Below are 14,214 nucleotides of genomic sequence, written 5' to 3'. Positions count from 1 at the left end.
AGCAAAAATGTATTTAAACGATAAAAACACGCTTTGCGAGTTTTTATCGTTATCGCGGCACTCATCAAGGTTCCGTGCAAGCACGGACTTTGACTCGTTGCTCGCGTAAATCACCTTCGGTGAAAATTTTACAATTATAATTTGTAACCGCGTACGAAAAAGGTTATAATATCTGTAAAGAAATTAGTAATAACTATCTGCGAAAGTGCAAAAAGATAGGTCGTTATGAAAACTGTACGAAAAGGGGTGAGGGTATATGAAGTTCGATATGCATTGCCATACCAAAGAGGGTTCCATGGATGGAAAAGTCATGATCGAAGAATATATCAAAAAACTGAAAGAAAAGGGATTCGGCGGGATGCTGGTGTCCGATCACAACTCTTATGACGGTTACCGGGAATGGAGAGATTCCATCAAAGGAAAGAATCATACAGATTTCGTGGTGCTAAAAGGTGTGGAATATGATACGATCGACTGTGGACATATGCTGGTGATCATGCCGGAGGGAGTGAAGCTGAAACTTCTTGAACTGCGCGGTCTGCCGGCTCAGATTCTGATCATGGTGGTACACAAATACGGAGGAATTGTCGGACCGGCGCATCCATACGGAGAAAAATACCTCAGTCTGATCAAAACCCAGGCGAGAAAGAAGTTTCACGAAGAACGTCTGAAAAGTCTGATGGAACAGTTTGACTTTGTGGAAGTTTTCAATGCCTGCGAATCAGAAGAAGTGAACGAAAAGGCCAGAAAACTGGCAAGAAAGTATCATAAACCCGGATTTGGGGGAAGCGATGCCCACAGACTGGAATGTATCGGAATGGCGTACACCAAACTGCCGGATAATATCCGCTGTGAATCGGATCTGATCAAATATGTAAAAAGTGTTTCCTATATTACCTGTGGCGGAACCCGGTACGATAAAACAACCAAAGACAAGCTGGGTCCCTTTAATAAACTGTTGGTGGAATCGTTCTTTGTATATAATAAAAGCGGTGAACGTCTGCGCCGGAGAAAACGAATGAAAGAACTGGAAAACCTCCATTGAGCGGTAAGATAAATATTAAAATTTTATTAAAAAAATATTGTCTTTCCGGTGTAAAAATGCTATAGTAGGCAACAGTGCGGTTCTGACCTGAAGATGGGAACCGCAAAACACAGGGAGGAAAAAACATGGAAACAACGTACAATTTTTTACTGGATCTGGCATTGATCCTGCTTACTACGAAGATCCTCGGACTGGTAACACGTCGTTACAATATGCCACAGGTGGTAGGGGCATTGCTGGCAGGTCTCCTGATGGGACCGGCCTGTCTTAATATTCTCCATGAGACCACTTTTATTCATGATGCTGCGGAGATCGGAGTTGTGGTTCTGATGTTCTGTGCAGGTATGGAGACGGATATCGACGAGTTAAAGAAGAGCGGAAAAGCCTCGTTTGTGATCGCATTGCTGGGTGTTCTGGTACCTCTGGCAGGCGGGTTTGCCGTGGCATATTTCTTTAACAAGCCCGGAATTATCGATTCTGATGCGGGAGCCAGTGCGTTTTTACAGAATATTTTTATCGGTGTTATCCTGACGGCAACGTCTGTAAGTATCAGTGTGGAAACACTGAAAGAGATGGGAAAATTAAAAACTCATTCCGGTAATGCGATCCTGGGAGCCGCAATTATCGATGACATTCTGGGTATTATTGCACTGACAATTGTTACCAGTATGGCAGACTCTTCCGTAAGCCTCGGTATGGTACTGTTAAAAATCGTAGGTTTCTTTGCATTTGCGCTGATTGCAGGTGTGGCATTCTATTATGGTTACAAAAAATGGGAAGAACTGACAAACAGACCACTGCATCGCCATGCAATCATGGTATTTGTATTCTGTCTGTTGTTGTCATATTGCGCAGAAGTATTCTTCGGTGTGGCAGATATCACAGGTGCTTTCGTGGCAGGTCTGGTAGTATCCAAGACACAGAGAACACAGTGGCTGGCATCCAAATTCGACACGATTTCTTATATGCTTCTTTCACCGCTGTTTTTTGCAAGTATCGGTATCAAAGTTGTACTTCCGGCTATGAACGGAGAAGTTGTGGGATTTACGGTTGTTCTGGTAATCGTCGCAGTACTGACGAAAGTGCTGGGCTGCGGACTGGGTGCAAAAGTGTGTGGATATAAGAATTACCAGTGTGCCCGTATCGGTGTCGGTATGATCTCCCGAGGTGAGGTTGCACTGATCGTTGCTGATAAAGGATCGGCTCTCGGACTGATGGGATCTTCATTCCTGGGACCTGTGGTTATTGTAGTTGTGATCACGACTATCATAACGCCAATCCTTCTGAAATTTGTATTTCGTTTCGGACCAAAGGGTGCAAGCGGAACGGGTGCTCTTGCAAGCAATTATGAGCAGATTGAAAAATACCGTGAGGGTGAGATGGAAAAATAAATCAGTCAGTATATCGTTTTTATACAAAAATCATGCGAGAGCATGATTTTTGTGCTATCCGGAGCAAGACATTATTATTGACATATGAAAATGAGAAATCTATAATAGGAGAAAATGAAAAACCGCATATGTACAGTTATGCACAGAGGAGGAAAACATGAAAAAAGTAGTGAAGTTTGGTGGCAGCTCTCTTGCCAGTGCGGAACAGTTTAAAAAAGTAGGTGATATCATCCGTTCAGATGAATCCAGACGTTATGTGGTTCCGTCAGCACCGGGAAAGCGTTTTGATGGAGATATCAAAGTAACCGACATGCTCTATGAATGTTATCGGGCAGCTGAAAAAGGTGAAAAGATTGCAGGAAAGATCAAAAAAATCCAGGCGAGATACCAGGAAATTATTGACGGACTGGGACTGGATCTGAAACTGGATGAACAGTTTGCAGAGATTGAGAAAAACTTCATTGCGCAGGCAGGAAGTGACTATGCAGCATCCAGAGGAGAATTCCTGAACGGTATCGTGATGGCAAATTATCTGGGTTACACATTTGTGGATCCTGCAGAATGTATTTTCTTTGAAGATAACGGAAATCTGGACGGTGAGATGACTTATAAAAAGCTGGAAGAAAGACTGGAAGGAATCGATCATGCAGTAATCCCGGGATTTTATGGATCTCTCCATGATGGAAGTGTGAAGACATTTTCCCGTGGAGGTTCTGATGTAACGGGATCTATCGTTGCAAAAGCGATCCATGCAGATCTGTATGAAAACTGGACCGATGTTTCCGGTATGCTGGTAACAGATCCGCGTATCGTAGACAATCCGGCCGTCATTGAGACAATTACATACAAAGAACTCCGGGAACTGGCTTATATGGGAGCCACTGTACTGCACGAAGATGCTATTTTCCCGCTTCGTCAGGAAGGTATCCCGATCAATATCCGCAACACCAACCGCCCACAGGATAAAGGTACGGTTATTGTGGAAAGCACCTGCTACAAACCGGCCTATACGATCACAGGTATTGCGGGAAGAAAAGGATTTGCTTCTATTAATATCGAGAAAGATATGATGAACTCTGAAATCGGATTTGGCAGAAAAGTTCTTCAGGTATTTGAGGATAACGGGCTGTCCTTTGAACATATGCCTTCCGGCATTGACACACTGACTGTGTATGTACATCAGAGTGAATTCGAAGAAAAGGAACAGAACATTATCTCAGGTCTTCACCGTGCGGTAGCGCCGGATGCCATCGATCTGGAAGCAGATCTGGCATTGATCGCGGTCGTTGGAAGAGGTATGCGAAGAAACAGAGGTACAGCAGGAAGAATCTTTTCAGCACTGGCACATAATCATGTCAATGTAAAGATGATCGATCAGGGATCCAGTGAACTGAATATTATCATCGGTGTGGAAAACCGTGATTTTGAGACTGCGATCCGTGCGATCTACGACATTTTTGTAACTGCTCAGCTGTAAGGAAGAGGGGAAGCCTTTCAGTTGACATATAATTATGAAAATGTTACAATACAACACAGGAATGAAAAGAAATTGTAACAATTTCAAAATAAAAGGAGTAGATAATATGAGATTAAAAAGGGGATTGCTTGCAGGCATAGCACTCTGTTGTATGCCGCTTATGACTGCCTGCTCAGCAAAAGATACAATCGGTATCCTGGTAGGAAATAACAGTGAAGACACAAAAAAAGAGGAAGTTACTGTGGATCTGAATGCAGCAAATATTGATGACAGTGTGGAAAAACCACAGATCACTTCTGAGATGGGAGATCCGGTTACATACGATCTGCATGCGACTGCAGATGCGCTGACTGTGGAAGCCACAGTATCCGAAGGAACGTTAAGCTATCAGTGGTATCGGAACAATGTGGATTCCAATGGAGGTGGAACAGCTATTGACGGTGCAACAGAAGCAACCTATACACCGCCGACCACTGAGTCCGGAACAATTTACTATTATGTAGTAGTAACCAATACAGTAGGTGACGGAGTTCAGCTGACAGCCAGCGGAACCAAATGTGTTACTATCACTGAGCAGGAAGCAGCACCGGAAGAAACCGGGGATACACAGGAAGAGACTACAGAAGAAGTAGCTTCCGGAAGCTGGCAGCAGACCGATGGAAACTGGTGGTATCAGAATGCGGACGGAACTTATCCAACCAGCTGCTGGCAGGAAATTGACGGTCAGTGGTATGTATTTGACGAGAACGGATATATCCGTACCGGTTGGTATCAGGAAGGAGATAAGTGGTATTATTTCCAGGAAAACGGTGCAATGGCACATGATACGGATGTAGACGGTTATCATCTGGGATCTGACGGTGTGATGCAGTAGCAGAAAAGGAAATCTTATAACAGGAAAAACAGGGGACTTGTCAGGAAAGGCAAGTCCCTTTTATGTACATTTTCATTGCTTTTTTACACAATGTCTAGTATCATATAGATAGTTATACGTTACTTGTTCTATGAGAAAAAGGAACAGAGATATGACAGGTTTATGGGAAAAGAGGATGAAATATGAGCGAATATATTAAAGTGGCCGTGGACGCTATGGGTGGCGATTATGCGCCACAGGAACCGGTAAAAGGAGTGGTCGAAGCACTGCGGGAGAAACCTGAACTGTATGTATATCTGGTAGGTCAGGAGGATGTTCTGAAAAAAGAACTGGATAAATATACGTATCCGGAGGAACGTCTGGAAGTTGTTCATGCATCTGAGATCATTGAAACCGGAGAACCGCCGGTACACGCTATTCAGAAAAAGAAAGACTCCTCTCTGGTAAAGGCACTGCGAATGGTAAGAAGTAAAGAAGCTTCTGCTTTTGTATCCTGTGGCAGTACAGGAGCTGTACTGGTAGGCGGACAGGTCCTGGTAGGAAAAAGCAAAGGCGTGGAACGCGCTCCTCTGGCTCCACTGATTCCGACAGCAACCGGTGTTTCCCTGCTGATCGACTGTGGTGCCAATGTGGATGCCCGTTCTTCTCATCTGGTACAGTTTGCGCGCATGGGTTCTATTTATATGGAATATGTGATGGGAGTGAAAAACCCGAAGGTAGGTCTGGTCAATATCGGTGCAGAAGAAGAAAAAGGGAATGCACTGGTGAAGGAAACCTATCCGTTGTTAAAAGAGTGCAAAGACATTAACTTTATCGGAAATGTGGAAGCCAGAGATATTCCGAAAGGAGTCTGTGATGTCGTAGTCTGTGAGGCATTCGTGGGAAATGTAATCCTGAAACTGTACGAGGGTGTAGGAGCCACTTTGATTTCCAAGGTAAAAGCAGGGATGATGAGCACTCTGCGCAGTAAGATCGGAGCTCTTCTGGTAAAACCGGCATTAAAAGAAACACTCAAAAGTTTTGATGCCAGCGAGTACGGTGGAGCACCTCTGCTTGGTTTGAAAGGGCTGGTAGTCAAGGCTCACGGAAGTTCGAAAGCCAATGAGATCAAAAATTCACTGATTCAGTGTATTACATTTTCAAAAGAAGATATCTGCGGAAAGATTCAGGAGAATATGAAGCAGGATAATAAGGGGGATAATTAGAGATGGAACTGGAAAAATTACAGCAGATAATTGCGGAAGTACTGAATGTGGATGCTTCGGAAGTGATGCCGGGGACCACCTTTACCGAGGATCTGGGAGCAGATTCTCTGGATCTGTATCAGATTATTCTGGGAGTAGAGGATGCTTTTGATATTGAGATTCCACAGGAAGAAGCAGAAAAAATCGTGACGGTGGCGGATGCGATAGATCTGATTCAGAGAGTTGTGGAGTAAACTGTTTTCTGACAGAACAGGAAACAGTCACAGGGCAATATACAATCACCGAAGGTGATATGTGAAAAATAAAATCGGGAGAAAATATGAGAGAATTAAAGGAACTGGAAAAAAGGATAGGATATCATTTTCAGAATCCGGAACTTCTGGAAAAGGCATTGCGTCACAGCTCCTATGCCAATGAACATAAGATGAACCGGATCGAATGTAATGAACGGCTGGAGTTTTTAGGAGATGCAGTGCTGGAACTGGTAAGCAGTGAACATTTATTTGCACAGTTTCCACAGATGCCGGAGGGAGAACTGACCAGACTGCGTGCAAGCCTGGTATGTGAGCCGACACTGGCATTTTGCGCCAGAGAAATTGAACTGGGAAGCTTTCTTCGTCTGGGGAAAGGCGAAGAAATGACAGGTGGACGTCACAGAGATTCTGTAACTTCGGATGCACTGGAGTCTGTAATCGGTGCGGTTTATCTGGATGGTGGATTTGCTAATGCAAAAGAGTTTGTACTGAGATATGTGTTAAATGATATGGAACACAAAAAACTCTTTTTTGATAGCAAGACTATCTTCCAGGAGATGGTACAGGGAAATATCCCGGGAGAGATTTCCTACCATCCGCTGGGTGAGAGCGGACCGGATCATGACAAGACCTTTTCCGTGGAAGTATGGATCGGTGAGCAGTGCATGGGACAGGGAAGCGGAAGAACCAAGAAAGCTGCAGAACAGATGGCAGCATACCGTGCGATCTGCAGACTGAAAGCCACGGACAACAAACAGAAACAGTAGGTGACGTATGTATTTAAAGAGTATCGAAGTACAGGGATTCAAATCCTTTGCCAATAAGATCGTATTTGAATTCCATAACGGTATCACCGGCATTGTAGGCCCTAACGGCAGTGGAAAGAGCAACGTTGGTGATGCTGTCCGCTGGGTACTGGGTGAACAGAGTGCAAAACAGCTGCGTGGCGGAAATATGCAGGATGTCATTTTTTCCGGTACAGAGACCAGAAAACCGCTGGGATTTGCATCGGTAGCCATTACTCTGGATAATTCCGATCACAAACTGGATATCGAATATGAAGAGGTGACTGTCACCAGACGACTGTATCGTTCCGGAGAAAGCGAGTACCTGTTAAATGGAACCGGCTGCCGACTGAAAGATATCAACGAACTGTTTTACGATACCGGTATCGGTAAAGAAGGATATTCCATTATCGGTCAGGGTCAGATCGATAAGATCCTGAGCGGAAAACCGGAAGAACGAAGAGAACTTTTCGACGAGGCAGCAGGTATTGTAAAGTTCAAACGGAGAAAAGCAACTGCATTAAAGAAACTGGATGAGGAACAGCAGAACCTGGTTCGTGTGACAGACATTCTGTCGGAACTTACCAGGCAGCTGGGTCCTCTGGAACGACAGTCAGAAACGGCCAGAGTCTATCTGAAGAAAAAAGAAGAACTGAAGATCCTGGATGTGAACATGTATCTGGCGGAGAGTGCTCATATCAAAGAACAGTTAAAAGAAACAGAAGAAAAATATCAGATTTCTCAGAATGAGCTGCAACAGACGCAGACACAGTTTGATCAGACAAAAGCAGAGTATGAACGTCTGGAAAAGGAACTGGAAGAACTGGATACGAAGATTCAGGAAGCGAGAACTCAGGCGAGCGAGAATGCCCTGAAAAAGCAGCAGCTGGAAAACAGTGTGGAACTGTTAAAAGAACAGATCCGCGCAGCCCAGCAGAATCATCAGCACTATGAAGAACGTATCCAGACGATCCGTCAGGAACTTGACCGCCGACAGCAGGAAGCAGCCGGACATGAACAGGAACAGGAAGCCCTGAAAGAAAGCCTGGGCGAAGCAGCTGTCAGAAAGAAAGAAGCAGAAGAAAAACTGGCGATTCTGCATCAGAATATAGAAGAAACAAATCAGAGCATAGAGGATGGTAAGAGTGAAATCATCGAGATCCTGAATCAGCGGGCATCCACCAAAGGTAAGATGCAGCGTTATGATGCGATGCTTGAACAGATCGGTATACGGAAAGCGGCTCTCAGCCAGCGTGTCCTGAAACTGAAAAGCGATGAGTCACAGCAGCAGGAGATCATTCAGGGACATCAGGAAAAATGCAAAGAGATCGGCGCTCAGATGGATGGTATACAGATGGAATACCGGAAAGTGGAGCGGGAAGTCGGCTCTCTGCGAAGCCAGATGGAGGAACAGAATAAGAAACTGGAACAGGGACAGACAGCCTATCACAGGGAGGCATCCCGTCTGGAGTCTCTGCGAAATATTGCAGAACGTTATGAAGGATATGGCAACAGTATCCGGCGTGTTATGGAACAGAAGGATCGCCAGCCGGGGATCCACGGTGTTGTTGCAGACCTGATCAAGGTAGAGAAAGCATATGAAACAGCGGTGGAAACAGCTCTGGGCGGAAGTATCCAGAATATCGTTACGGATAACGAACAGACCGCTAAGGTCATGATTGAATATCTGAAGAAAAACCGGTACGGCCGGGCAACGTTTCTTCCCCTGACCAATATGCGAAGCAGCAGTTTCCAGAATCCCGCAGCACTGAAAGAAGAAGGTGTGATCGGGCTCGCCGATACGCTGGTAACTGCCGAAAGTACGTATCGAACTCTGCTGTCACAGCTTCTTGGAAGGACACTGGTGGTGGATACCATTGATCACGCCATCGTCATTGCAAGAAAATACCGCCATACCTTGCGGATTGTTACGTTAGAGGGAGAATCCTTAAGTCCCGGCGGTTCCATGACCGGTGGAGCGTTCCGAAACAGCAGCAATCTTCTGGGACGTCGCCGGGAAATAGAGGAACTGGAAGGAAAAGTGGCAGCACTGAAAGAAGAGCTGCAAAAGATACAGAAAATCATCCTGGATAAACGGGAGCGTAGAAATACACTGCGGGATGATCTGGCAGAGATGACCAGGCAGTTACAGCAGCTGCAGATCAGTCAGAATACAGAAAAGGTGGGAATCACCCAGGCAGAGGCGCGCATCCGTGAAGTGCGGACCGGCTATGGACAGTTAAAAGCAGAGGGACGCGAGATTGAAGGACAGATTGCAGAGATCAAGGAAAGCAGTTCATCCATCCGGGAAGAAATGAAACATTCCACAGCCAGAGAGCAGGAACAGGAAGCACTGGTGAACAGTCAGCAGGAAATTCTGGAAAAATTGCAGGAACAGGAAGCTTCTTACAGTCAGGAACTGAACCAGATCCAGGTGGCTTATGCTTCGCTGGAACAGAAAGTGAGCTTTACAGGAGAAAATCTCATCCGTATTCATCAGGAAGAAGCGGCAATGAGAGGTGAACTGCAACAGATGCAGGAATCTCTGGAAGAGGGTGGCAAGGAAAAAGAGGAAAAAGAACAAACTATTCTGTCTATTCAGAAAACAATTCAGGAAGCCAGCCGAATCCGTGAGGAAGACGAGGCGCAGATGCAGCAGTATCTGGAAAAGAAAGAAGAACTGAACAGCCAGCATAAGACATTCTTCAGCCGCCGGGATGAACTGTCTGCACATATCAGCCGGATGGACAAGGAATGTTTCCGACTGAACAGCCAGAAAGAAAAACTGGAAGAACGGCAGGATAACCAGATTAATTATCTCTGGGAAGAGTATGAGGTCACACCGGGACAGGCGAACACCTATCGGATGGAAGACATGCCGGAGCGCAGTGTGATCCGGCAGCAGATCGCAGAATTAAAAGATGCGATCCGAAAACTGGGTAATGTCAATGTCAATGCGATTGAGGAATATAAAGAGATTCTGGAACGTCACACGTTCTTAAGCGCGCAGCATACCGATCTGGTGGAGGCAGCAGAGACACTGAAAGGAATCATTGCAGAACTGGATGAGGGAATGCGTAAACAGTTTACAGAAAAGTTCCAGGAGATCCGCGTGGAATTCGATAAAGTATTCAAACAGCTTTTCGGGGGCGGAAAGGGTACTCTGGAGCTGATGGAAGATGAGGATGTACTGGAAGCCGGTATCAGGATCATCTCTCAGCCACCGGGAAAGAAGCTGCAGAACATGATGCAGTTGTCCGGTGGGGAAAAGGCACTGACAGCCATTGCACTGCTTTTTGCCATACAGAACCTGAAACCGTCACCCTTCTGTCTGCTGGATGAGATCGAGGCGGCACTGGATGATTCCAACGTTACCCGTTTTGCACAGTATCTGCACAAACTTACAAAAAACACACAGTTTATTGTGATCACCCATCGCCGGGGTACAATGAACGCGGCAGACCGCCTCTACGGTATCACCATGCAGGAAAAAGGTGTTTCCACGCTGGTATCGGTCAACCTGATCGAGAATCAGCTGGATGAGTAGGAATTATCTGTAAATCAAAAAAAGACTTGCAGTAGTATATACATCATTTTATAATGAAGTCGTACAGTAAAGTGACAGAGACAAAATGATGAAAAAGTTGAGAGTAAGAGAGGAAACCATATGTCAGAGGAAAAGAAAGGTTTTTTCAGACGTCTCCGGGAGGGTCTGACAAAAACGAGAAATAATATTGTGGCCGGAATTGACTCTATTTTCAGCGGCTTTTCCAGTATCGATGATGATTTCTATGAAGAAATAGAAGAGATCCTTGTGATGGGGGATATTGGTATCAATACCACAACATCTATTATTGAGCATCTGAAGGAAGAAGTGGAAAAAAAGAAGATCAAAGAACCTTCGGAATGTAAACAGCTTCTGATCGATGAGATCAAACGTCAGATGGATGTGGGTGATACTGCCTATGAATTTGAAAACAGAAAATCCGTTGTGCTGGTGATAGGTGTCAACGGTGTGGGAAAAACTACTTCTGTCGGAAAACTGGCAGGAAAACTGAAGGATCAGGGCAAGAAAGTCATCGTGGCAGCAGCGGATACATACCGCGCAGCCGCAGGAGAGCAGCTGTCAGAGTGGGCGCATCGTGCCGGTGTGGATCTGATCGGGGGACAGGCCGGTGCAGATCCGGCAGCAATCGTGTACGATGCCGTAGCAGCAGCTAAAGCGAGAAATGCAGATGTACTGCTCTGTGATACTGCAGGACGTCTGCATAATAAAAAGAATCTGATGGAAGAACTTCGAAAGATTTACCGTGTGCTGGAGAGAGAATATCCGGATGCTTATCTGGAGACACTGGTTGTTCTGGATGGTACGACCGGACAGAATGCACTGGCACAGGCGAGACAGTTCAAAGAGGTGGCAAACGTCACCGGTATCATTCTTACAAAACTGGACGGAACTGCAAAAGGCGGCATCGCCGTAGCCATCCAGTCCGAGCTGGATATTCCGGTAAAATATATCGGTGTGGGAGAATCCATCGATGATCTGCAGAAATTCAATGCAGAACAGTTTGTAAATGCACTGTTTGATGTGAAAACAGAGGAGGAAGAATCATAATGCTTACCATTGACAAATTTGAAGAGGCTTCAGAGGTTGTAAAAAGAGTAACCCAGGATACAAAATTGATTTTCAGTGATTATTTCAGTCAGATGACAGGAAATAAAGTATATTTTAAACCGGAAAATATGCAGAGAACCGGTGCGTACAAGTTAAGAGGTGCGTACTATAAGATCAGTACACTGACAGAAGAAGAGAGAGCAAAAGGTCTGATCACCGCTTCCGCAGGTAATCATGCGCAGGGTGTGGCTTATGCGGCAAAAGCATACGGTGCAAAGGCTGTCATCGTTATGCCGACCACAACACCACTGATCAAAGTCGAGAGAACAAAAAGCTACGGTGCGGAAGTTGTCCTGTATGGAGATGTCTACGATGATGCATGTGCACATGCTTATGAGCTGGCAGAAGAACATGGATATACATTTATCCATCCCTTCGATGATCCGGCAGTAGCAACCGGACAGGGAACCATCGCTATGGAGATCATCAAAGAGCTTCCTCTGGTTGATTATATTCTGGTTCCAATCGGCGGTGGCGGGCTGGCTACCGGTGTTTCCACACTGGCAAAACTGCTGAATCCGAACATCAAAGTGATCGGTGTGGAACCGGCAGGAGCAAATTGTCTGCAGGTTTCTCTGGATAAGGGAGAAGTTACCACACTTTCTACGGTCAATACGATTGCAGACGGTACTGCGGTAAAAACTCCTGGTGAGCACGTATTCCCGTATCTGCAGAAGAATCTGGATGATGTGATCACGGTAGAAGATGATGAACTGATCGTAAGTTTCCTGGATATGGTAGAAAATCACAAGATGATCGTAGAAAACTCCGGTCTGCTTACTGTGGCAGCACTGAAACACCTGAATGTCAAGGGTAAAAAAGTGGTTTCTGTTCTGAGTGGCGGTAATATGGATGTGATCACGATGGCATCTGTTGTTCAGCTGGGTCTGATCCAGAGAGACCGTATCTTTACGATTTCTGTTCTGTTGCCGGATCGTCCGGGTGAACTTACAAAGGTTTCTCAGAAGATTGCGGAGCAGCAGGGTAATATTATTAAACTGGATCATAACCAGTTCTATAGTACAAACAGAAATGCAGCTGTGGAGCTTAAGATTACTATGGAAGCGTTTGGTACGGAGCATAAGCAGCAGATTATGCAGGAACTGGAAAAAGATGGATATCGGCCGAAATTGATTCGGACGAATCTGTAAAATATAGAAGGGTGAGCCAATGTACGGACGCCCGAAGGCAGACTGCACCGTTCTCGGCAACGTGGGCAGGGCAACTTTGAGCTAGTCGCCCACAAAGTGTTGCCGTGAACGGTGCAGTCTGCTTTTGGGATGGGTATTGGCTGAGGGAGAAGGGGTGGATGCAATTGGAAGTTATTGACTGGATTAAAAAATGACAGGTAGTATTTTAAAACGGATGTTCTGGAATACTATCTGTCATTTTGGATTTATGATGATTAATTTAAGAAATTATTTCATGCCCTGTAATTCGCGGTCGTTGCCCATAAAGAACATGGCGATGGTGTCGGGGCCTACGTGGCTGCCGGTGCAGAAGTCGTAGGAGGTGTTGATGAAGCCACGGACTTTGATGTGTTTCTGGATTTCTTCCATGACGTACAGGGAGTCTTCGTAAGCGTCTGCGTGGGCGATTCCGATGATCTGTTTTTCCGGTTCCACGATGTTATTGCAGACGAGGGAGATCAGCTCGTTCAGGGCGGATTTGCGACCACGGCATTTTTTATACTGGACGATGTAGCCGTCTTTGTTTCCGCGCAGGATCGGTTTGATGCTCAATACATTACCGATGACTGCAGCAGTTCCACTCAGGCGTCCGGTTCTTGCCAGGTATTTGAGATCACCGACAGTGAAGACACCGTTCATTTTTGCCGGGCAGGTTTCCAGGATGTCAGCCACTTCATCAAAAGCCATGCCTTTTTCACGCATCTCACTGGCATAGATCGCGAGGATTCCCTGTGCCAGGGAAGCGTTGAGGGAGTCGATCATACGGATCTTTCTGGTATAATTACCGGATTCCATCAGATCTTCGGCAGCGATTCTTGCGGAATTATAGTTTCCACTGATATTTTTACTGAGAGAAAAATAAAGCACATCTTTATCCGCCTCCAGAGCCTCCCGGAACGCATCTTCAAAGACACCGCTGCTGATCAGTCCGGTCTTGATATCCGCACCGGCACGAACCATATCATAATAATCTTTTCCTTTCTGACGCTCCTCCTCTGGCGTAAGATCCGGATCAAAACAGGTCATTTCTTTACCATTTACAAGATTTACAAAAGAAAGCACTTTAATCTTAAATGCCTTCACAAGCTCCGCCGGAATATTCGCAGCAGAATCAACAAAAATTTCAAACATAATATAAATATCCTTATCAGAAAATCAGGGTAAAGGGTTGCAAATAGCAGTATAGGAAAAATGGTGAGGAAAGTCAAGATACGTTTTGGGGGATGTGTCGTATTTTTATAGAAATTTTAGAAAACCAGTGTATTGTAAAAAAATAAAAACCCGAATGCTCAAAATAGTTAAGAATTCGGGTTTGCAA

General features: G+C 45.3%; 11 protein-coding genes. 10 read left to right on the top strand and 1 reads right to left on the bottom strand.

Going from position 1 to position 14,214, the window contains the following annotated elements:
• Positions 1 to 256 precede the first annotated feature (256 nt).
• From FYJ57_RS08950 to ilvA, 10 genes are all read left to right on the top strand, one after another.
• Positions 257 to 1,045: a PHP domain-containing protein gene (locus tag FYJ57_RS08950; protein ID WP_022170913.1), complete on the top strand. Its 789-nt coding sequence runs from the start codon at positions 257 to 259 to the stop codon at positions 1,043 to 1,045.
• A gap of 125 nt (positions 1,046 to 1,170) precedes the next feature.
• Positions 1,171 to 2,436 (top strand): cation:proton antiporter, encoded by a 1,266-nt coding sequence (locus FYJ57_RS08945; RefSeq protein WP_154432392.1) that lies wholly within the window; start codon positions 1,171 to 1,173, stop codon positions 2,434 to 2,436.
• Between the two features lie 157 nt (positions 2,437 to 2,593).
• Positions 2,594 to 3,913, top strand: coding sequence for an aspartate kinase (locus FYJ57_RS08940; RefSeq protein ID WP_022170911.1), 1,320 nt, complete (start codon positions 2,594 to 2,596; stop codon positions 3,911 to 3,913).
• Positions 3,914 to 4,019: 106 nt separating this feature from the next.
• A complete protein-coding gene (locus FYJ57_RS08935) occupies positions 4,020 to 4,787 on the top strand; it encodes a hypothetical protein (protein ID WP_205839942.1) in 768 nt (255 codons plus the stop codon).
• A gap of 182 nt (positions 4,788 to 4,969) precedes the next feature.
• Complete coding sequence (gene plsX, locus FYJ57_RS08930; protein ID WP_154432391.1) at positions 4,970 to 5,992, top strand: phosphate acyltransferase PlsX; 1,023 nt, start codon at positions 4,970 to 4,972, stop codon at positions 5,990 to 5,992.
• A gap of 2 nt (positions 5,993 to 5,994) precedes the next feature.
• The gene (gene acpP, locus FYJ57_RS08925) at positions 5,995 to 6,225 is read left to right on the top strand and encodes an acyl carrier protein (protein WP_022170908.1); all 231 of its coding nucleotides are present in this window, start codon (positions 5,995 to 5,997) and stop codon (positions 6,223 to 6,225) included.
• An 86-nt stretch (positions 6,226 to 6,311) separates the two neighbouring features.
• Positions 6,312 to 7,013 (top strand): ribonuclease III, encoded by a 702-nt coding sequence (gene rnc, locus FYJ57_RS08920; protein WP_154432390.1) that lies wholly within the window; start codon positions 6,312 to 6,314, stop codon positions 7,011 to 7,013.
• 7 nt (positions 7,014 to 7,020) lie between these two features.
• Entirely contained in the window at positions 7,021 to 10,578 is a 3,558-nt protein-coding gene (smc, locus tag FYJ57_RS08915; protein WP_154432389.1) for a chromosome segregation protein SMC, read from the top strand.
• A gap of 120 nt (positions 10,579 to 10,698) precedes the next feature.
• Complete coding sequence (gene ftsY, locus FYJ57_RS08910; protein WP_154432388.1) at positions 10,699 to 11,646, top strand: signal recognition particle-docking protein FtsY; 948 nt, start codon at positions 10,699 to 10,701, stop codon at positions 11,644 to 11,646.
• Positions 11,646 to 12,857: a threonine ammonia-lyase gene (gene ilvA / locus FYJ57_RS08905; RefSeq protein WP_154432387.1), complete on the top strand. Its 1,212-nt coding sequence runs from the start codon at positions 11,646 to 11,648 to the stop codon at positions 12,855 to 12,857. The genes ftsY and ilvA overlap by 1 nt, the downstream gene beginning before the upstream one ends.
• Positions 12,858 to 13,124: 267 nt before the next feature.
• Here the strand turns inward: ilvA and FYJ57_RS08900 are convergent, their stop codons facing one another.
• The gene (locus FYJ57_RS08900) at positions 13,125 to 14,027 is read right to left on the bottom strand and encodes a DegV family protein (RefSeq protein WP_154432386.1); all 903 of its coding nucleotides are present in this window, start codon (positions 14,025 to 14,027) and stop codon (positions 13,125 to 13,127) included.
• Between the last annotated feature and the right edge of the window lie 187 nt (positions 14,028 to 14,214).

This window comes from Oliverpabstia intestinalis (assembly GCF_009696065.1).
Taxonomy (GTDB): Bacteria; Bacillota; Clostridia; order Lachnospirales; family Lachnospiraceae; genus Oliverpabstia; species Oliverpabstia intestinalis.
The sequence above is the reverse complement of the archived record's forward strand: the minus strand, read 5'-3'. Positions and strand labels throughout refer to the sequence as shown.